The sequence below is a fragment of the Paraburkholderia sp. FW306-02-B genome (genome assembly GCF_058782725.1).
On record NZ_JBYSXZ010000003.1, the window covers coordinates 181,075 to 199,705 of the forward strand.

General features: G+C 58.5%; 20 protein-coding genes. 15 read left to right on the top strand and 5 right to left on the bottom strand.

Features of this window, described 5'->3' with window-relative positions; translation table 11 throughout:
* Nucleotides 1–106 precede the first annotated feature (106 nt).
* The 3 genes from AC3WOG_RS36595 to AC3WOG_RS36605 form a co-directional block, all read right to left on the bottom strand.
* The gene (locus AC3WOG_RS36595; protein WP_492582725.1) at nucleotides 107–1,846 is read right to left on the bottom strand and encodes a hybrid sensor histidine kinase/response regulator; all 1,740 of its coding nucleotides are present in this window, start codon (nucleotides 1,844–1,846) and stop codon (nucleotides 107–109) included.
* Nucleotides 1,847–1,935: 89 nt separating this feature from the next.
* A complete protein-coding gene (locus AC3WOG_RS36600) occupies nucleotides 1,936–2,424 on the bottom strand; it encodes a putative pterin-binding protein (RefSeq protein WP_492582726.1) in 489 nt (162 codons plus the stop codon).
* Between the two features lie 173 nt (nucleotides 2,425–2,597).
* Complete coding sequence (locus tag AC3WOG_RS36605) at nucleotides 2,598–2,969, bottom strand: hypothetical protein (RefSeq protein ID WP_492582727.1); 372 nt, start codon at nucleotides 2,967–2,969, stop codon at nucleotides 2,598–2,600.
* Between the two features lie 44 nt (nucleotides 2,970–3,013).
* On the opposite strand from AC3WOG_RS36605, the gene AC3WOG_RS36610 reads away from it, so the two are divergent.
* Genes AC3WOG_RS36610 through AC3WOG_RS36620 form a run of 3 tightly spaced genes read left to right on the top strand, consistent with a single transcriptional unit; the run spans nucleotide 3,014 to nucleotide 6,323 of the window.
* Nucleotides 3,014–3,463, top strand: a complete 450-nt coding sequence (locus AC3WOG_RS36610) for a putative pterin-binding protein (RefSeq protein WP_492582728.1) — start codon at nucleotides 3,014–3,016, stop codon at nucleotides 3,461–3,463.
* Nucleotides 3,460–5,256, top strand: coding sequence for an ATP-binding response regulator (locus AC3WOG_RS36615; protein ID WP_492582729.1), 1,797 nt, complete (start codon nucleotides 3,460–3,462; stop codon nucleotides 5,254–5,256). The genes AC3WOG_RS36610 and AC3WOG_RS36615 overlap by 4 nt, the downstream gene beginning before the upstream one ends.
* 23 nt (nucleotides 5,257–5,279) lie before the next feature.
* Nucleotides 5,280–6,323 (top strand): glycosyltransferase family 9 protein, encoded by a 1,044-nt coding sequence (locus AC3WOG_RS36620; protein WP_492582730.1) that lies wholly within the window; start codon nucleotides 5,280–5,282, stop codon nucleotides 6,321–6,323.
* Here the strand turns inward: AC3WOG_RS36620 and AC3WOG_RS36625 are convergent.
* The gene (locus AC3WOG_RS36625; protein ID WP_492582731.1) at nucleotides 6,320–7,177 is read right to left on the bottom strand and encodes a helix-turn-helix domain-containing protein; all 858 of its coding nucleotides are present in this window, start codon (nucleotides 7,175–7,177) and stop codon (nucleotides 6,320–6,322) included. The genes AC3WOG_RS36620 and AC3WOG_RS36625 overlap by 4 nt on opposite strands.
* Nucleotides 7,178–7,386: 209 nt before the next feature.
* Between AC3WOG_RS36625 and AC3WOG_RS36630 the strand changes: the two genes are divergently transcribed.
* From AC3WOG_RS36630 to AC3WOG_RS36670, 9 genes are all read left to right on the top strand, one after another.
* Entirely contained in the window at nucleotides 7,387–7,788 is a 402-nt protein-coding gene (locus AC3WOG_RS36630) for a mating pair formation protein (RefSeq protein WP_492582732.1), read from the top strand.
* 9 nt (nucleotides 7,789–7,797) lie between these two features.
* Nucleotides 7,798–8,082: a VirB3 family type IV secretion system protein gene (locus AC3WOG_RS36635; protein ID WP_492582733.1), complete on the top strand. Its 285-nt coding sequence runs from the start codon at nucleotides 7,798–7,800 to the stop codon at nucleotides 8,080–8,082.
* A complete protein-coding gene (locus AC3WOG_RS36640; protein WP_492582734.1) occupies nucleotides 8,069–10,588 on the top strand; it encodes a VirB4 family type IV secretion/conjugal transfer ATPase in 2,520 nt (839 codons plus the stop codon). Before AC3WOG_RS36635 ends, AC3WOG_RS36640 begins: the two co-directional genes overlap by 14 nt.
* A 297-nt stretch (nucleotides 10,589–10,885) precedes the next feature.
* Nucleotides 10,886–11,536: a TrbJ/VirB5 family protein gene (locus AC3WOG_RS36645; protein WP_492582735.1), complete on the top strand. Its 651-nt coding sequence runs from the start codon at nucleotides 10,886–10,888 to the stop codon at nucleotides 11,534–11,536.
* 626 nt (nucleotides 11,537–12,162) lie between these two features.
* Nucleotides 12,163–13,125: a TrbL/VirB6 family protein gene (locus tag AC3WOG_RS36650; RefSeq protein ID WP_492582770.1), complete on the top strand. Its 963-nt coding sequence runs from the start codon at nucleotides 12,163–12,165 to the stop codon at nucleotides 13,123–13,125.
* Nucleotides 13,119–13,826, top strand: a complete 708-nt coding sequence (locus AC3WOG_RS36655; RefSeq protein WP_492582736.1) for a VirB8 family type IV secretion system protein — start codon at nucleotides 13,119–13,121, stop codon at nucleotides 13,824–13,826. The genes AC3WOG_RS36650 and AC3WOG_RS36655 overlap by 7 nt, the downstream gene beginning before the upstream one ends.
* A 31-nt stretch (nucleotides 13,827–13,857) precedes the next feature.
* A complete protein-coding gene (locus AC3WOG_RS36660; protein WP_492582771.1) occupies nucleotides 13,858–14,226 on the top strand; it encodes a TrbG/VirB9 family P-type conjugative transfer protein in 369 nt (122 codons plus the stop codon).
* A gap of 17 nt (nucleotides 14,227–14,243) precedes the next feature.
* The gene (locus tag AC3WOG_RS36665; RefSeq protein WP_492582737.1) at nucleotides 14,244–15,020 is read left to right on the top strand and encodes a TrbG/VirB9 family P-type conjugative transfer protein; all 777 of its coding nucleotides are present in this window, start codon (nucleotides 14,244–14,246) and stop codon (nucleotides 15,018–15,020) included.
* On the top strand, nucleotides 14,951–16,270 hold the full coding sequence (locus AC3WOG_RS36670) for a TraB/TrbI/VirB10 family type IV secretion system protein (protein ID WP_492582738.1): 1,320 nt from the start codon (nucleotides 14,951–14,953) through the stop codon (nucleotides 16,268–16,270). The genes AC3WOG_RS36665 and AC3WOG_RS36670 overlap by 70 nt, the downstream gene beginning before the upstream one ends.
* On the opposite strand, the gene AC3WOG_RS36675 is transcribed toward AC3WOG_RS36670, so the two are convergent.
* Nucleotides 16,240–16,533 (bottom strand): hypothetical protein, encoded by a 294-nt coding sequence (locus AC3WOG_RS36675; protein ID WP_492582739.1) that lies wholly within the window; start codon nucleotides 16,531–16,533, stop codon nucleotides 16,240–16,242. The genes AC3WOG_RS36670 and AC3WOG_RS36675 overlap by 31 nt on opposite strands.
* Here AC3WOG_RS36675 and virB11 point away from each other — a divergent pair.
* From virB11 to AC3WOG_RS36690, 3 genes are read left to right on the top strand one after another with little or no spacing between them, the layout of a single operon-like run.
* On the top strand, nucleotides 16,532–17,542 hold the full coding sequence (gene virB11, locus AC3WOG_RS36680; RefSeq protein ID WP_492582740.1) for a P-type DNA transfer ATPase VirB11: 1,011 nt from the start codon (nucleotides 16,532–16,534) through the stop codon (nucleotides 17,540–17,542). The genes AC3WOG_RS36675 and virB11 overlap by 2 nt on opposite strands.
* Entirely contained in the window at nucleotides 17,529–18,299 is a 771-nt protein-coding gene (locus AC3WOG_RS36685; protein WP_492582741.1) for a lytic transglycosylase domain-containing protein, read from the top strand. The genes virB11 and AC3WOG_RS36685 overlap by 14 nt, the downstream gene beginning before the upstream one ends.
* On the top strand, nucleotides 18,289–18,630 hold the full coding sequence (locus tag AC3WOG_RS36690; RefSeq protein WP_492582742.1) for a hypothetical protein: 342 nt from the start codon (nucleotides 18,289–18,291) through the stop codon (nucleotides 18,628–18,630). Before AC3WOG_RS36685 ends, AC3WOG_RS36690 begins: the two co-directional genes overlap by 11 nt.
* The last annotated feature ends 1 nt before the right edge of the window (nucleotide 18,631 follow it).

The following is an 18,631-nucleotide window of genomic DNA, read 5'->3' on the forward strand; positions in this document are numbered from 1 at the left end:
CGCAGGTGTGTGTAGACTACCTGTCGACTGGAGCATTCACCCAGCGCTACTTTCTGAATCAGTCCGCTGCCTAACCCGTGGACGTCCACGGGTTCCGACCTCCTTTTCAGAGTAGGTCGACCGCGCTGGACCGAAGCACGTCCTCGAGCGTTGATCTCAAACTATCGACGCGCACGGGCTTCATCAGGTAGTGACGGAAACTCTCAGCGTCTGACGGCGTAATCGTCTCCCGTGGCATAGCGCTGATCCACACGATCGGAGTGTGCTGATTGGGACCCGGCGTCGTTCGAAGTTTACGTGCAAGCTCGGGGCCGTCCATGCCGGGCATCTGGATGTCAAATAAAAGAACGTCTTGGCGGATAGTCGCAAGATTGGTCATTGCCTCGAAACCATCGCAGGCAACAGTGCATTCGTAATTCAGCGCTACCAGCAAATCACGAATGGCTTCACGCGCGAATTCCTGATCGTCGACGACCATGGCGCGGCGCAGTTTTCCGGCTGCACTCATCGGCCGCACGTGAGCTGGCGTAGTAGGGGCCTGGTGCTCGACATGCGCGACTGGGAACGATGCGGCAAATACTGTTCCGTGTCCGAATTCGCTGGTCACGCTGATCTCTCCACCCATCAGGTCAACCAGACCTTTGACGATGGTGAGACCCATGCCTACACCGTCTTGACGGGCGGCGCCTTCGGGCCTGATCTGTGTAAAGGCTTTGAATACGTCATCAATGCGATCAGCTGGGATGCCTACACCGCTATCGCTGACACTCATATGCAGGACGGAGCAGTCCCGTTTAGAACTCGATGTCATCGCAACATCGACCGTTCCTTCGTGAGTGTATTTGATAGCATTCGAAATGAGATTAACAATGATCTGACGCAGGCGCGTCGCATCCGCCATGTACTCGTCTGCCTCTACGTCGACACCGACTGTGAGCTCCAGACCCTTGCCCGTGGCCAGCGGCAACATGTCGTCACAGACACTGTAGAGAACTTCGGCCGCATCGAAACGCGTCGGGCGAAGCGCCAGTTTTCCCGAATCAAGCCGAGCGTAGTCGGTCAGGTCACGCATCTGTGATTCCAGCTGTCTCGCGGCGCGGTCAAGACGGCTCATTACCCGTGCGTTCGCCTCATCGGGGTTGCTGGCGACCAGCAACTCGATGGATGACGTGATGGACTGAAGCGGAGTCCGCAACTCATGCCCTACCGCGCCGAGAAAAGCGTTCTTTGCGCCGATCGCTTCGGCCGCCGCATGGTTCGCTCGCTGCTCCGCCGCAAGAGCTGCGGATTGCTGTGCGACAAACGCGCGGCGTCTCCTGTCATAGACGAAGGCGAGCACACCCATTATTGACGCCAGCACGGCAACACCAACGCTGGCGATAAAGATGTTTCTGCGTTTGCGGACGAAGTCCCCATAGACGCTATCGCGGTGCGCGACTTCGAGATCGCCGATTTCGTATGCCAGCTGCCCACTATCCGCCTTCATGTTTTCGAACAACGGTATAAGCTCATCTGCCAAGCGGCGATCGGTATGCAATTGCAGCAGAAGCGGCTCCATCTGTCTCAACGCGGTGCCGAGTCGTTCCATGGTCGGTCGGAACGAAGGCAACCCGGCGAGCATATCTGCGGCCTCGGAGCGATGCGCCATGAGCGCATAGCGGGAGCGAAGTACATTGAATTTCGCTGTGACTGCATCGAAGTCTGGTGCGGTGCCCCGCTCGTAAAGGAGCACCTGCTGTTCGGTGTTGAGTGCCGCGATCTGGAACCGCGCAACCGTCCAATAGTGATTCTCCTGCGGACCTAGCGTAGAGATGATACTGCCAGGCGAGAGCAACAGGTCGTACAACGCGTATGTCCATCCAGCAGCCGCGACCAGAACGCAAGGCAACAGAAATGCGAGGACACGATTGCCCCGTCGAACACCGGGCGCCGGTTTCATTTGACGGTTATCCGGGTGACTTGCCAGACGAAGCGTGCGTCGTAGGTTGCAGTGTTTAGTTCGCCAGGGTATTTGTCGCGAGGATAGATAAGCCAAGCCGGTCCAAACGTCGAAGGCGGCAGCGGCCTGCCATCAGCTGTCAGCGCAAGGATAACTCCGTATTTCTCAGCATCTGCTACGGGCACATCGTGACAGTAATCGTCAACCGCACATACTGACAAGGTTGAACCTGCTGCGCCGACGCGCTTCAAAAGCGCGGAGAGCAGAGGGCCGGAAAACGATTCCTTCTTCGTCCAGTTTGTCGAAGTAATGATGGTCGCGGAATCCGTTGACATCAATTCTGCTTGCGAAAAGCGGTAGCCGTGCGTGGCCGGATCGTTGACGTTGGAAACTTTGCCGTTAATGATCAGCGGCATGAATTGGTCGGCCTGCACGGCGCCCACAGTCAGGAGGCCACAGGCGAGAGCGATCGAGAAATACTTCATAAGGAAATGTTCAGCGGCGAACCTGCCACTGGTAGCGGTAACTGAATGTTCTGATCGGACGTTGGGATACAGCTGTCCCAGCGTAACGGCGCGATAACCAATGCGTTGTTGGAAGACCCGTGTTTCAGCCGTACGGTATTATAGGTTCATGAAGTGAATCATCCGGCCCCAAATCAGGATGCAAGCGACGCTCGGCAATCGACTACCAGATTCTGGATTGCCTGCTTTACGTGCATGATTTCCAGAAACTCGGGGTCGGCGTTTTCAGTGCCCTGCGGCCAGAGCGAATGCGCCTCACGCGCGAGTTCATCGATACGCGAAAGCATCGATGATTTCTGAGCGCCGTCTGTCGCGAGGACACCGGACTGGATAACTTCCTGGCACTGGTGGAGCGCCTGAAGAAGGTCGTTTAGGCGCGCTACGGTAGAAGGTTTATCGGTTGCCATACTTGAAAAAAAGTAAATTTGCTTCGACCTGCGGTCGTCACTAAGAGAGAATGATTTTCTGACCTGCAGTTCGAAGAATACCGTAACCGGAGCGAACATTGAGAACGCTGCGACCGATCATAGCAACGCTGGCGCTTGTGTGTATGTCAACTGCTTACGCCCAGGAGATGGATTTCTCTCTCGACGTCAGTGGAAACATCAAGAATTTCACCGATCCGGCAACGCATTCATATCATTTCAAACGGAAGGATCTGCTCGCGCTCGGCAGCAAGACGATCAAAACCTCCACCAACTGGACGCCCGTCAGTACATGGCGTGGTCCGACACTGCAGAGCATCCTCGAAAAGGTCCGCGTGCAAGGAAAGGTACTGCACGTCTACGCTTTAGATGACTACCGCCACGATATTCCCGTGAGCGACGCCGTGCAGTACGGAGTGATCATGGCGTATGAGCGGGACGGGAAGGCCCTGGAACCCAAGGGTTTTGGGCCGCTGATGCTGATCTATCCGCGCGATGACCATCAGGAGGACCTGAACCGGGCGTCGATCGAGGCTCGATTTGTGTGGCAAATTTATAAGATTGTCGTTGAATGATTTTCCTTCGCCGACTTGGCGTCAAAAGAGTCCTCGGCGTCGCGATTGCTCTCCTACTTTCCGTATCCGGGGTATGGCTCTATTTCGCGTATTCGCTGCTCCTGTCGCCAGCGAGTCTCAAGGCGCTGACTGGTCCTCAAGAGAATTACTACTGGCCCGTGGCACAACTGGAAATCGCGGTCAACAAGGCAAAAAACACCCTTCTCCTGTACGGCGCAGGCCGATCGGATTACCGATCGGTGCAACTGCGCTTCGATGTGCTGCAGTCGAAATACGCGGTGTTGGCCGCACCATCCGATTCCACCCAGATTTTCAGCGGTAATGTTTCCTTTCGAGATGCGATCGTCCAAATAGGTGCTGTGATCGAGAAGGTGAAGCCTGCTATCGAACAGCTACCGCAAGATCCTGGCAAGGCTGTGGACCTGTCGCTTCGTCTGGGACAGATAGACGACCCTATGGCAGTCATCACGGATCACGTGAGCGAGGCCGAGATAGCCCGGCGTGATACCGTCTACGACGACTTGATCGAAAAGCGGCACCTTTTTTTCCTGAGCAGCCTGCTGCTGTTGCTACTCTTGGCGGGAGCGGCTGTCCTCGCCTTGATGCTGGGTGTCGATCGTAAGAGGCTAACGCGTCAGCAGGGCGCGGCGATAAAGGCGGAGCAGGATGCGGTACGCGCCAAAAATGCATTCCTCGGGATGATCGGGCACGAACTGCGGACGCCTCTGCAAAGTATCGTTAGTGTGGCCGATACCCTTTTGGATCGGCGATTTGCCGAAAGAGACGCGACGTTGATCAAGCGGCTGGCGGTGGCTGCAAGTAGGCTAGAAACACAGATGAAAGATCTTACCGACTTCGCTCGACTGGACGCCGGAGGCCTCACGTTGAGGGAGCGGGAATTTCAACCCGCCGACGTTATTGGATCGATGATTGACGACGTGACGACGTCTGCCAGGAGCAAGGGGTTGGAGGTCGTCGCGCTGGTCAACAATGGGGATGGCTGGTATCTGTCGGACCCCGATCGCATCAGGCAAATAGTTGGAAACCTGTTATCGAATGCGGTCCGGTATACAGATGCCGGTCGAATTCTTGTGCGTCTCGACGTGACGCCTTCCAGGGATGGGGCCGTCCTTGACATCACCGTTGAAGACACCGGGCCCGGGATACCTGCGGCGTCCGTTAGTCAGCTCTTTCAGCCTTTCACGCAACTGGACCAGTCCAATACGAGGAAACACGACGGCGCAGGCATTGGCCTCGCGATCGTCAAGGGGCTGGTCGATCTGCTCGGCGGATCGATCAACATCGACACTGAACCGGGGCGAGGAACGAAAGTCTCAGTGTCGCTGCCCGTCAAGGCAGCCGCAGCTGCTACAGAGGCCGATGGAACAGAGCTGCAAGTTACGGCGATCATCGAACGGAAGAGGGTACTTATCGTAGATGACCAGGAATCTGCAAGAGAGTCATTTGCGGATGTGCTGTCATCGTTTGGCGCGCATGTGGATGTTGCTGCCGACGCGGGCGAGGCTTTGGCTGCATTGAGTGAGGCTACGTATGACGCCGTATTGCTGGATGTGCAGATGCCAGGGGAAGACGGGATCGCCGTCGCTCGAAAGGTACGAGCGACGCCGGGACCGAATAGGGATGTTCCTATCATCGGCATCAGTGCGTTTTCCAGGGAGCTGCTGAAAGACAGTGGAGCCGAACTCTTCACCCAACACCTGCACAAGCCTGTGCGAAACTCGGTATTAAAGCAGGCGCTACTGGATGCACTTGCAGCTGACAAGCCACACTGAATTCAACCGAACGTGATTGATCAATGACTATCCTTGATGAGGTATCGGCGCTTACGAATGCAGGTTCCCTGCTATCGCGCGATGGTGAGATTGTTGCCTCCTATGACCTTGAGGTATCCGACGTGGCGGCAGAAGGCTTTCGCGCGCTTTCTGCTGTGCAGGCAATCAAGAATGCAAACGTTGCACCGTTTGAAGTCGACTACTCGCGTCTAACGCGCGTTCATGTCATCAACGGAATGGGCGTCACGCTGGGGGACTCGATTATTGGACTCACGGCGCTAGCGGCGATCAAGAGGCGGCACCCGGGAATTTCCTTTGTTATCTACCGTCCGAGTCGCGCTCCTGCGTACGTCAGGCAGCTATACGAACTGGCGGCGCCGATCTTTGGGGCTGTTGTGGATCTTCCCGTCGATGTCGATTCTCTGCCCGACGATGAACTCCGGGTCGATCTGGGTAACCATCTGTTCTGGCCGAACTTCTCGGCGATGCCCATGATAGATTTTTTCCTGTGGGCGCTCGGGATCGCACCGGCTGACGTTGGCCCGGACCACAAGTCGAATGACTGGCTTCAGCGCGTAACTCTTCCGGCTTTGAGCGCGGAGTGGTCATCGAAGGAATATACGTTGCTCTGTCCGACAGCCAGCACGCCAGTGCGCAGCATTCCGCATTCGTTTCGAGCCGAGGCTGTAAATACGCTTTGGGAGAGGTTTCACGTTCCCGTACTTGGCTTTGGCAAGGTCGACCACCAGCACTACACTGATATTAAGAGCCTATCGACGGACACGGCCACCTTTCTTGCATGGGTGAAAAATGCCCGCTTCGTTGTGACGTCTGACACGGCCGCCGTTCACATCGCAGCTGGATTTGACGTGCCTACAGTGGCGTTTTTCACTACGATTGCGTCTGAGTTGCGCGTGCGCGACTATCCGTCGTGCAAAGCTATAAACCTTCCTCTTCCGGAAATTCAGGGAATCCAGGCAAGTGGGCGAGCGGGCGATCTGGAGATAGTCGACCGCGCGTATCAGAAGTTGATCGCGAGCAACTGGGCGCTGCACCTTCGCGATTAGCTCGATGAGCGGCTCAGCTCGTGAGAGATTTCCGAAAATAAGATGGGCATACGGACCGGTTTTTCGATCCACTTGCAGCCAAACTGCTTAATCACCCTGGCGATGTCATCAACGCGGGCTTTGCCGCTTTGCAACTGGCCGGTCAGCAGGTAAATGGGCGCCGTTGCATTTTCTGCCTTCCGGATATCGAGAATCGCGGCCTCGGCGGTGTCATCGTTGATGAGCCAGTCGATTATAAAAGCGTCGAACGCGTTGCTCTTCAGGCTCTCGCGAAAGCTGGCCAGATCGTAAAACGGTGTGGCGTTCAGGCCGTGGTCGTTAAGATAGTCACAGACGTTGTTGGCCGCCTGCGTTTCAGTATCGTCGTCGAGTACCGCGATAGTCGGCTTCTCAAGGTGCGGCAGGTTGGGGCGTATTTCGACCGACAGCACATTGAAGATCCGGCCGGCCGGAGCAATTTCGGCCGGGTAGATATTCCATGCGTTGCCCGATTGGATCGCTACCAGATCGGCTGATCGATCACCGCTCAGTTCGTCGCCAATCCAGACTGAGCAGGGCAGCGGACGCGGGCTCACCATCAGCATCCCTTCTCCCGCAATCGAATCTTCAAAACCTTCGTTGCTTTCCACCAGGACACTCGGCGTTTCGCCGAAGTGCGTAGCAACCGCCCCGAGTTGCTTCAGATCCCATGGCAATTGGCCTTTCATCTTGCGGCTCGCAGCCGAGAAGCTGAGATTAAGTATCCGGCTTAGCTCGCTGGCCTGGGCCCGTTTTGTGACCCCGTGCCGCTCCATCAAATTGCGAACGCGGGTGGCGATGGCCATTGAATCGGTCTGAATGTCGTTATCAGGCATATCTCGATACCCCTCCTTTGGTTGCCGACTTTATCCATAACTGACCTGACACGCAAGGTTTGGGTAATATTTTGCAAAACATGACTTGACACGCGCTATATGGCTAGTAAAGTGACGCGGTAGGTAATCTTCATTCCATTGGATGACGCGCAGGGTTAGGAGTTAAGGCGCGGTATCCGCCTAACCACGAATCACTGAAGAGGCTTGATATGGCAGACGCCGTTGTAGGTAAGAGTGTTGCGAAGCGCCTGTTGTCCTTCATTTGCGAGAAGACGCGCGACGCGCGGGCGGCTTTCTGCAGTGTCGAAGCAAGCACATCGCGGCGCGTGTCATCGCTGATTGCTATGCTGTGCGCAGTTGCTTTCCCTGAATTTGCCTATGCGATGGACTACAGCACAGGCACTGGCCTGGTTCGCGATTTCGTTAGCTGGCTGTTCGTCGACGCGGGTCCCTATGTCTTCATGGCGATTCTCGGCATCTGTGTGCTCGGGGTGCCGAAGGGTTGGATTCCGATGAAGGGTGCCGTGATCGCAGTTATCTGCTCATTTGTATTCTTCGCGGTCCCTTCCATCGTCCGTTATGCGGCGTCGGTCGCTTCCTCGCAGATCTGAGGTGAGGTCATGCGTGAAGTTCACGAAATCCCGAAAGGCATGGTGCAACCCTGGATGATATGGGGCTGCTTGGCTGAGCTGTTCCTCGGCTCGTTCGTATTGCCCGCGGTTGTCTTCATGTTCCTCAAATGGTGGCCGGTGATGCTCGCCGTGCCCTTCCTGGTCATCGGCTCCTATCTGATCACCGCGAAAGATATGTTCGCGTTCTCGGTCGCGTATCAGAGCTTTGGCGCGACGGCGAGGCCACGTAGCCTCAAATACTGGGGCGGAGCGAAGACCTATGCCCCTCGGTGACTTTCTTGATCGTCATTTCGGCGCGTCGCCATTCGTTCAGCGGAGCGAGTCAGACAAAGATGATGCGGCTGATCTGCACGCCTCGCGCGAACTTCCGTTTGGCCTGAACGCGTACTACAACGGCCATACGTTGCGCACGCTCGACAGCGGACTGGTGCAGATTGTGCGTCTGCAGGGGCTCTACGCGGAAATGCTCGATGACACCGGCGTCGATGCGTACAAGCATCAGCGGAACACCGCGCTGGAGTCGATCGCTGACAGCAATGTGGGCATCTACGTGTACGAGATCCGGCGCAAGGCCAACCGGTGGCCCGCCGGCAAGTATTCGAACTGGTTTCCGAATTTCCTCAATGAAAAGCTGAAGGCGCGTTTCCAGACGCGGTCGTTGTATCAGCACGAAATCTATATTGCCATCGTGCGCTACCGGCATTACAGCGGGGTAGTGGGGCGGCTCGATCGCGTATTCAATGCGTTCAATCCATCCGGCGCCAGCGACAAGCTTGAAACGGAGTCGCGGCAGGCGCGTGACCTTGAAGAGAAGGTCAACTCGCTGATGAAATCGTTGACGCACTACGCCCCTCGGCGGCTGGGGCGCGTCGAGACGGAAATCGGACCCTGTTGTGAGATCGCGCGTTTCCTCCGCTATCTGCTTACGCAAGAAGACGGCCCCGTGCTGGCTGACTCATACAACCTGGCCCAGGCGATCGCGAGTTCGTATCTGCATTTCGGGCGCAACCCGATACTAGGGAAAGACGTTTTTGAGGTCAACGGGCTCAACCATCGCCGCATCGGACAGGTGCTGGCCATGTCGCGCTGGCCTGATGGCGCTGTCGCTGGGATGGCAGACCGGTTCCAGCGGTTGCCCGCCGAATTGATCGTCACGCAGAAATTTTTCCCGATCGACAAGCTTGACGCGAGCATGGCGACGTCGACCAGTGAGGCGCGGCTGTCGCACGACCGGACGACTGCCGGTATGTCTGCGGAAATTACGGCACTGCGTATGCGACAGGCTGCCAACAAGGCGGTTCTTGGAACACACCACATGAGCGTCCTCGTTCATGTGCCGGTAGAAGGGCGCTCGCAGGAGGCGGCGTTGAAGGCGCTTGAAGCGCTGGATGATGCCGTGGGCAAGACGGGCGAGTGCTTCAAGAGCTGGGGCGTGAAACCGGTTGTTGAGACGACCGGAATGGAGCGCGCCGTATGGTCGCAGATACCGGGTGCCAGAAAGCGGCACAACGGCCGGGTCGGGAAGGTCGAGACGATCCAGTTTGCCGCTTTTGCATCGCTGCACAGCTTTCCGCAAGGGCGTTTTGACGGAAACCTGTGGGGTGAATGCCTCATGGTCCTGCCGACTGAAGGTCAGACCGGCTACTACCTGAACTTTCATGAGGAACGCGCCGGGATGGTGCCTGGGCATGGCAATTTCGCGGCGAAAACGGGGGTGGGCAAGACGTTGTTTGTAGCGATGGTTACCAGTCAGGCCGATAAGGTGGAGCCCCGGGTGCACTGGTTTGACCGTGAGAACGGCGCGACCGTGTTCATGCAGGCAATGAACGGTGCCGACGTCGTACTAAGCCTGTCACGCTCCCTTGGCAACCCTTGCAAGATGCCCGACACGGAACAGAACCGCGCGATGCTGCGCGAGTTACTGCAGATGATGGCGACGTGCTACGGCTACAGGCTCACCGTCGACGATATCGAACGCATTGCCACGGCGGTCAATGACAACTTCGATGACAGCAAGACCAGGTTCGAGGACCGGCGCCTGCGGAATTTGGCCTGGCGTTTCGGAGCGAAGAATTCGGACCTGTATCGGGCGATTGCCGTGTGGCACGGCGATGGCGCGAATGCTGCGGCTTTCGACAACGAACTCGACACGCTCGATGTGACAACGCATCGTCACTACCGCTACGAAATGCGGGAGCTCATGAAAGACAAGGAGGGAAGGCCAGAGCTTCCCATCCTGCTCAACTACCTGACACACCGTATCGAGCAATCGCTTGACGGGTCGCCCGCGATCATCGTGTGGGACGAAGCCCAGACGTACATTCGCAATCCGTTCTGGCAACAGAAGGTCGAGTTGTATCGCGAGACATTCCGTCGGCGCAACTGCGTAACGCTCTTCATTACGCCCGAGCCGAGCGCTCTCTATCGGCCGGTGGCGGCCGTCAAGAATCAGGCGGTGACGAGCTTCTATTTCGCTAATGACAAGGCCGATCGACGGGACTACGTCGATAACCTGGACTTTTCGCAGAGCGAGTTCGAATTCATCGAGCGCGCAGCGCCCACTGACTACAAGGTGCTTATCAAGAAGGGCAGCGGAGTCAGTGTGCGCGCCTCGTTTGATATGTCGGACATGCCTGAGCTGGTGGCCGTTCTATCGTCGAATGACAAGTCGGTTGAACTGATGAATCGTGTCCGCGCTGAGTTGGGCACAACGGACCCAAGCCGGTGGGTTCCGGTGTTCATGAAACGCGCGCTATCTGAACGGACACACAACGTTTGAGTTGAGAGGGGGGCTTGTGATCGGACAGATTGCAATCGGTGTACTCGGTGCGGCAAGCGTTTTCCTGTCGCAGGACCGACGCGAACACTGGCGGAGGTGGGCCTGCATCTGTGGGCTTGCAGGGCAACCTTTCTGGTTCTGGATGGCGTGGGAATCGCAGCAGTACGGCGTGCTCGCGCTTTGTTTTGTGTATGCGTGGTCGTGGGCGCGAGGCGTCAGGGTGTACTGGATGGGCGAGGAAAGGAGCGCAGCGCGACTGGCGAAATCGACCTTACAACCGGAAGTGGAGGTGCAGAAATGAAAGGACCATTCGTAGCGGCCATCGCAGTGATGGCCATGTCGACAACAGCGTTCGCAACGGGCGTTCCGGTTGGCGATGCCGGGACCTGGACAGCGCTGGCCGCGCAACTCGCTCAGCTCAAGCAGGAATACGACACGCTCAAGCAGCAATATGGCGCGGTAACCGGGTCGTACGGGCGGGGTGGGCAGGGGCTGACCGATGCGATCGACGCGTCATCCATCGTGCCGGGCAGCTGGCAGGACGTTGTATCGCAGCAGAAGAGCGGTATCTACGGCAGCCGACAGGCGACGTATGAAAAGGTGATGAACACGATGTCACCCGATGACTTCGCGAACAAGGGTGAGGGTGCGAACTACAAGATGAGTACCGACTCGGTTCGATCGGCACTGGCCGGCGGAGAGTCGCTGTACGACGAGGCCCAAACGCACCTGCGTAACTTCCAGAACCTGTCACAGCAGGTCGACACGACGCAGAACGTCAAGGATGCGGCCGATCTGCAGAACCGCATGTCGGCCGAGCTTGGGATGGCCCAGTCCGCGCAGACGAAATTGCAGGCCATTAACGCGAATCTGACGGCGAACCAGCTCAACGAGAGTAACCAGGCCACCGCAGAGCGCGAGAAGTTTTTCAGTAACGTTTCGAAGTGAGGATCGACATGCGAAGCATCGTTTTCTACCTCCTGCTCGCCGGCGCCACGTGTCTGGCGGGTTGTGCGCATTCGGGCGCGATATCGAAATCGCCGTGCGCGTGCGATTTTCATCCTATCGGGCAGCAGGCGTGACAGGCGCGCCGTGAGCCTGCGGGCTCACGGGTGAAGAAACTGGAGACAGTCATATGACGTGGACAAGCAAGCTCAGTTGGTTCCTTCTCGCGGTCGCAGTTGTTGGCAGCGGCGGTTTGATCGTTTACGTCGTGCATACCAGTAGCACGGGAGGGGGCACTGTCGAACCCCCTGCGCAGATTGTGCCGGCGTTCGAGCCGAAGACGGAAGCGTATTACCTTGCGCATCGCGCTGAGATGAAAGCGCGCGAAGACGATTGCACAAACCGCGGCATTAGCCCCTTTGCTGACACTCCGGAAGCACGCGACTGCAACGCCGCAGCTGAGGCCTCCAAGCAGATTTTTTTTGGCCCGGGGAAGTGACATGGCTGATCCGGTAGATCAATTCATCCAGTCATTGTTCGACAGCATCCCGTCGCGAACGGAAGCGTTTCTGTCTACCAACTACCCGGTGCTGGGGCACGCAGTCACGCAACCCGCGCTATACCTCGCGATGATCTGGGTGGCAGTTAAGGTAATCCGGGTTCATTCCGGGCGGGATCCTGCGGACGTGTGGCCTCTCGTGAGAATGCTTCTGACGATCATGTTCGTGTTCGCGGCATTGAACTGGGGCGGGCTTGCTGGACAGATTTTTCATTCATTTCAGGAGCTGCGCGACGACACCGTAAATGCGTTGATGGGCGGGCAGTCCATGACGCAATACCTGGAGAACGCCTACAACAAGTTTTCCGATGCATCTGGCCAGATGATGAAGCAGTCGATGCTCAAGATCGGCATCGTGCTTCTTGGGCTCGTGTTGCAGATGGTCAATACAGCGATGGTCCTGGTCGCGCTTGTTCTGAAGGTCGGTTCCGACATGGGCTTTGCAGTCACGATGCTGCTCTTTCCGCTGTTCGTGCCGACGTTGATGTGGGACAGCACGCGTGGGTTCGGCATGAGCTGGTTTGCGGCGATGGCGAAATTTGCACTGGTCGGCATCCTGCTCGGTGTCATCGTGAAATTCAGTTTCGATATCACTGACCAGTTTGTATCGAAGATGGACCCCAACGCAATGACGGCGAACGATGCCTTTTCTGCAATCATCCTTGCAGGCGCCATCACACTCTTCATGGCCTTTACCATTCGCCCCCTGGCGTCCGCGCTGACATCGAGCGGCGCCGCCGGCAGCGGCATGGCGGACATGATCGGCGGCTTCATGATGTCCCAGATCATGTCGAAGTTCTCCGGGGGTGGGCGAGGCGGCGCCGGCGCAAATCCGGGCGCGGCGACTGCGCTGACCAGTATCAGCAACACCCAAACTGCTCACGGCAATCAGCTTGCCCGGATCGAGCGGGCGCTTTCCTCGGGCGGCGCTACGAGCCCTTCAAGCATGTCGAGCCCATCGGGTGCTGGTCAACCGGGCGGCCCAGGCGGCACAGCTCCGTCGAGCGGCACATCTGAGGGAGGTCAATGGTGAGCGCGATTATCCAGAAATCATCCAGGGTGCGTAAGGCGGCAGCGCCTCACGCACCGCCAGCCGAATCCTATGAGGCGATTCGCTTATCCCGGAATCGTGCATATCTGCTCGCGTTGGTAGCGTGGCCGATCGCGGGCCTTGCGCTGGCTTCGATGGCCTACGACAAGGCCAATCAGGAGTATGTGCCACCTGTGGTGCTCACCCTTGACACGCACAACCATGTCGCTAAAAGCGAGATCGGCACACCTGCGGTGCTCAGTTCGAAAGATGCCGTGATCGAAAGCGAGCTTGCCCGTTACGTGACGGAGCGCTACACGCTCGATCGTGCGTTTCGCCAGGACCATATTGATTACGTCAGGCTGCATTCTGCATCAAACGTGGCGGACAGCTTCAACCACGAGATGGACGCGAAGAACAAGGACAACCCGTACTACAGCATCGCCGAGACGACGGTGCGCCGGGTCAAGGAGGTTCGCGTACGGATTCTCGACCGGGACGATCGCAAAGCCGAAGCAACCTTCACGACCTATAACGACGGCAACGGCGACAACAAGACGGTGTACTGGCATGTGCTGTTCCGCTACGACTTCGTGAAGCAGGCGTTAACGCCGCAGAACCGCTACATCAACGGGACGGGCTTCATGGTAACCGGCTTCGAGCCGAACACAGAGCCGGGTGCGCCGGCCCCATCTGGAGGTTGACATGCGAACAGTCAGGAGCGCCTTGACCGCAGTGGCGTTGTCGGACGTGGCGCACGCAGTAACGGCTGCTGATCCTGTCCTGCGTGGTACGGAAGGCAATGTCCAGCGCCTGCCGTACATGCCGGACCAGATCTACGACCTGACGGTTGCTGACAGAACCTTGCTGGCGATTGACTTCCCGAGCGGCGAGCACATCAAGGCCGTCGCGCAGAGCACGGCACCGGTCTTTCATGTTCAACGAACGGGCGACACGCTGCAGGTGACGGCAGATCGGCCAGGCGAAAAGATGGGGCTGAATGTCACGACGACGCGCGGCACTTTCCACCTCCAGATAGCGTCGATAGACGATGCACTGCAGGCTGCGCATATCGTGCATTTCGTGACGCCCTCGGCGTACTAACCAGGAGAGGGAACGACATGAAGACGATTCGCCACGGCATGCTGGCATGGTCAGTGGGTATTGCGTGCGCCTTTATGGGTGTGAATGCACAAGCCGCCAAAAATCCACGCTGCGTGATCACGGACAACCGGGTATGCCAGCTTCAGTTCGATCCGAATCAGGTCTACGAAATCACGGGCGTCTATGGTTACGCGACGACGATCGAATTCGCGCCTGGGGAGAAGATCCTTAACAAGGCGATCGGCGATTCAATTGGCTGGCAGGTCCTGAAGTTTCGCAATCATCTTGTGCTCAAGCCGGTCGAGCCTGATGTGAGAACCAATCTGACGGTCACGACCAGCAACCACGTCTATTACTTCCGCCTGTCCAGTTCGAAGAATCCGGAACGCGCGACCTATGCGGTGCGCTTCCTGTATCCGGCTGACGGAAACGATGGATGGGGCGATGATTCGGGCGGCGTCTCTGACGCATCGTATTCGCAGCCCCGCATGGTCAACAAGAATTATCAGGTGTCGGGTGACGAAAATTCGTTCGGCCTGCAGCGCGTTTTTGACGACGGGCAGTTCACTTACTTTCTGACCACGATCGGCAAGCCCAAGCCGAGCATTTACGTCGTTGACCGGGACGGCACCGAGGCGCTTGCGCCCATGCGCAGGGAAGGGCCATACCTGGTGATCGAGCAGATGGCTGACCGTTTTACGCTGCGCGATGGCGATCGCACCTTGTGCGTGATCCGGTCGCAACAGGGTGCGGCGACGCAGGCGCAGCGGTCACCCTGGGGAGGCGGAAATTGAATACGCCTGATAACCCGAATGATCTGCCTCGTGACAGCGGGCAGCCAGGGGGCGAGCCGGGCAATGCAGGCGACAGCCTGAACGAGCGCCGGCGCGCAGCTGATGCGCTAAGGCAGACGTCGCTCGCGGCCGATCCTGCCCGCGGCCGGCGTCAGACTTTTTTCACGGTCGCCGGCGCGATTCTGTTCTTGTTGTGTGCCGGTGGCTTCTACGCGATGAAGCATGACGCGCCGGCGCCATCGAGCAGTTCCGACAAGCCGAAGATCGACGAAGACACGACGAAGGCCGCGCCGCTGGATGCTGGCCGGCAGAAACTTCCGGCGTCGATGGCGGCAGCTGCGTCGGCACCAGCGGCAAGCTCGGGCGTCGATCCGGACGAAGCGCGACGGGCTGCGGAGCGTCAACGTCAGGCGGCCGCAGCAGCTGAGCAGGCACGCAGAAAAGCCGAGGCAATGCACGAGGCGCGGATGAAGTCGGGTCTATTTGGTTCAGACACGGGCGGCGATGGTTCGGACGACGCAGGCGCCGCTTCCGCTGATGCACAGCCGGGTGAGGCAGGCCTGGGCCGCCGTTCTGGCGGTGATGGCCCGAATGATCCGAATTCGGCCTTCGCGCGCAGTGTTTCGAGCGCCGACGACTCCACGTCCAAGGCGCAAAAGATCGACAACCTGCAATGCAAGATGGAGCCGGGGGCAATCCTCGAGGGCCATCTGGTGCCGCGCATTATCTCGGACCTGCCTGGTTCCATCACGATCATGCTGGATCGGGATGCTTATGGGGAGCAGGGCAGGATTGCGCTGCTGCCGTGGGGCACGCGCATTACAGGCAAACCGAATTCGTCTGTGCGCAAGGGGCAGGAACGAACCTTCATTGCAAGCGCCGTCGCCTTGCGTCCGGATGGCGTCAAGATCCATGTTGACTCACCGGTTGCCGATCAGCTCGGATCGGCGGGAATCGATGCCGACGTTGATAACCACGTTGGCCAGATCCTCGGCATGAGTGCGGCGTTGGCAATCCTTGGCGCGGGCGCATCGAATTACGGGGTGTCGTCCTCGGACCGCAATAACTCATCTGCGATGTACCGCGAGAACGTCCAGTCGTCGATGGCCCAGTCTTCGCAGCAGCTGCTGGGCGGCTACGTCAACATCCCGCCGACGCTCAAAAACGACCAGGGCACGCGCGTGCGCATTCAGGTCGAGCACGAGCTGGACTTTTCCGACTACTGCAAGCCGGACGGCGAGGTGGATTGATGGCAACAGATATCTCGCACGTTCAACGCGAAGTCGCCGCAGGCGAACTGCGCCGCCAGCTGGACGACGCGGTTGCCGATGCGTTGCAGGCACAGATATTCAGGGACTTCGCGCGGGATGGCGGAAGGTACCTGATGCTTGCGCAGGCAAAGCTTAAGGCCGTTGCCCGCCAGTGTTTCGAAGCGCAGGTGTGCCTCGATCGGCCTGCCGTACAACAGGCCGGCGCGGTGGCTCGCGCCGAACGCATCCGGGGGCGCTGACATGTCGATTGTGCCGGCATTCTTCAACCGCACCGAATCCATCCGGCCGCTTTTTGATGACGCCGATGTCTCGGAGATCGCGGTGAATGGTCCAGGCGTCGTATGGGCCGGCCGGAAGGGCATGCGCTTCATGGAGCGAGTGGATACGCCAGTATTAACCGAAAGCACGTTGCGGGACTTTGCCGAGCTCGTGGCGCATCACTCGGACCAGGAGACAGATGCGCAGCGCCCGCTTCTCGCGGCCTCGATCCCTTCGGAACTGACGGGGCCGGGCAACCGCGATTTCCGGATCCAGGTTGTTCAACCCCCAGCGGTGCCGGCCCACACGATCGCGATCGCGATCCGCAAACCCTCGACGCTCGATCTGACGATGCAGTACTACGAGGAGAGTAGGGCTTTTGATCGGGTCAATGAACCGTTAGCGGATTCGGAAGACATCGACAGGAAACTGATATCGCTTTATCGGGATCGTGCGTGGCCGGCCTTCCTGCGACTCGCCGTCAAGGCGAAAAAGAACATCGTTGTGAGCGCACCAACTTTTGCTGGCAAGACGGAGTTCATCAACATGCTTCTGAAAGAGATCTCGCCAGCTGAGCGGATCGTGACGATTGAAGATGCGCGCGAGCTGCGGCCGCCGCAGGCCAATACGGTGAACCTGCTGTATTCGCGGGGGAATCAGGGCACGGCAAATGTGACGCCAGTTGAGTTAATGGAAGCGTCGTTGCGGCTTTCGCCTGATCGTGTGATTCCGGGCGAACTGCGTGGCGCTGAAGCCTACGTCGCGCTCGAAATGCTGAATTCCGGGCACGGTGGCTGGATGACGACGCTGCATGCAACCAGCCCCGAGCACATGTTTGAACGACTCGCGCAGATGGTCATGCGCTTCGGCTCGACCTTGCAGCGTGCCGAGATTATCGACTATGCCCGCAGTCTCATCGACGTCGTGGTGCAGATGCATCGCTATGACGATGGGGTACGGGGAATTAGCAAGGTGCTCTATGTCTCCCATTAAATCACTCGTCGTGCCTCTGGCGCTGAGTCTGATGCTGCTTTGCGCTCGAGCGTCACAAGCGGATATGCAGGTCGCGTCCCCACCTGTTGCAGCGTCCTTCGTCTCGCTGGCCCAGGAGTGCGCCCCTGACGTTCATCACGCGCTGTTGGGGCGCGTGGCGACAGTCGAGAGCAGCGGCAATCCGTTCGCGATCGGCGTCGTCGGTGGCCATCTTGCCCGACAGCCAAAGAACCTTCCGGAAGCGCTGGCCACCGTCAAGGCGCTTGACGCCGGCGGCTGGAATTACAGCATGGGACTGGTGCAGGTCAACGTACACAATCTGGCGCGTTACGGACAGACGACAGAGAGCATTTTCGAGCCATGCACGAACCTCAAGACCGGCGCTGCGATTCTTAAAGCGTGCTATGCCCGCGCGAAGCCGCAATTTGCGCAGGCTGATGACGCGGTACGTGCGGCGCTCTCCTGCTATTACAGCGGCGATCTGACGCGGGGCGCCGCCTATGCCCAAAAGGTGGCGGCTGCCGTCCCGGCGTCCGGTGTGCAGGGGGCGCAGCCGATCGAGGTTGTTCCAGACGTTCGCCCTGCAGGTGGACCCGCACGACGCGCAGCGGCACGGCCGGAGCGCGCCGCAAAGTCTGCGGCCAAAGACGACTGGTTCACGACCTATGGGGACGACGACGAAGACGGTCAGGCCAATGGCCAGGTGAGCGATACGCGCAAGGCAGTGCGGGCAACCGGAGCGGTCGATGATCAATAACCGGTATCGGATGCTGGCTGCCGCCCTGGTGCTGGACGGCTACGCCGTCACGGCGGCCGTGGCTGCATCGCAATGGTGGCATCACCAGCCTGGGGCCGGAGTGCAATTCGCGGCCCTCATGGTGCCTATGTCTTTTTATCTGGTGGCTCGGCTGGCGCGGGAGAGCGGTGGCTGGGTCCTGCTGCCGCCCGTGCTTGCCTTGATGTGGTTGGGCGCGGTGGCCGCGTCGCCGTTCTGTTTGTTGGGTCTGGCCGTGCGCAATACGCGGAGTGCCTGGCGATACATGAGGACCGGGCGCAGCGCGCTTACTTGGAAAGGGGGTGGGGTATGAC

Coding starts and splice junctions, on each gene's coding strand:
- AC3WOG_RS36600 (WP_492582726.1), bottom strand. CDS start 2,424: ATGAAGTATTTCTCGATCGCTCTCGCCTGTGGCCTCCTGACTGTGGGC.
- AC3WOG_RS36605 (WP_492582727.1), bottom strand. CDS start 2,969: ATGTTCGCTCCGGTTACGGTATTCTTCGAACTGCAGGTCAGAAAATCA.
- AC3WOG_RS36610 (WP_492582728.1), top strand. CDS start 3,014: ATGTCAACTGCTTACGCCCAGGAGATGGATTTCTCTCTCGACGTCAGT.
- AC3WOG_RS36615 (WP_492582729.1), top strand. CDS start 3,460: ATGATTTTCCTTCGCCGACTTGGCGTCAAAAGAGTCCTCGGCGTCGCG.
- AC3WOG_RS36620 (WP_492582730.1), top strand. CDS start 5,280: ATGACTATCCTTGATGAGGTATCGGCGCTTACGAATGCAGGTTCCCTG.
- AC3WOG_RS36625 (WP_492582731.1), bottom strand. CDS start 7,177: ATGCCTGATAACGACATTCAGACCGATTCAATGGCCATCGCCACCCGC.
- AC3WOG_RS36630 (WP_492582732.1), top strand. CDS start 7,387: ATGGCAGACGCCGTTGTAGGTAAGAGTGTTGCGAAGCGCCTGTTGTCC.
- AC3WOG_RS36635 (WP_492582733.1), top strand. CDS start 7,798: ATGCGTGAAGTTCACGAAATCCCGAAAGGCATGGTGCAACCCTGGATG.
- AC3WOG_RS36640 (WP_492582734.1), top strand. CDS start 8,069: ATGCCCCTCGGTGACTTTCTTGATCGTCATTTCGGCGCGTCGCCATTC.
- AC3WOG_RS36645 (WP_492582735.1), top strand. CDS start 10,886: ATGAAAGGACCATTCGTAGCGGCCATCGCAGTGATGGCCATGTCGACA.
- AC3WOG_RS36650 (WP_492582770.1), top strand. CDS start 12,163: ATGATCTGGGTGGCAGTTAAGGTAATCCGGGTTCATTCCGGGCGGGAT.
- AC3WOG_RS36655 (WP_492582736.1), top strand. CDS start 13,119: ATGGTGAGCGCGATTATCCAGAAATCATCCAGGGTGCGTAAGGCGGCA.
- AC3WOG_RS36665 (WP_492582737.1), top strand. CDS start 14,244: ATGAAGACGATTCGCCACGGCATGCTGGCATGGTCAGTGGGTATTGCG.
- virB11 (WP_492582740.1), top strand. CDS start 16,532: ATGTCGATTGTGCCGGCATTCTTCAACCGCACCGAATCCATCCGGCCG.
- AC3WOG_RS36675 (WP_492582739.1), bottom strand. CDS start 16,533: ATGTCAGCGCCCCCGGATGCGTTCGGCGCGAGCCACCGCGCCGGCCTG.
- AC3WOG_RS36685 (WP_492582741.1), top strand. CDS start 17,529: ATGTCTCCCATTAAATCACTCGTCGTGCCTCTGGCGCTGAGTCTGATG.
- AC3WOG_RS36690 (WP_492582742.1), top strand. CDS start 18,289: ATGATCAATAACCGGTATCGGATGCTGGCTGCCGCCCTGGTGCTGGAC.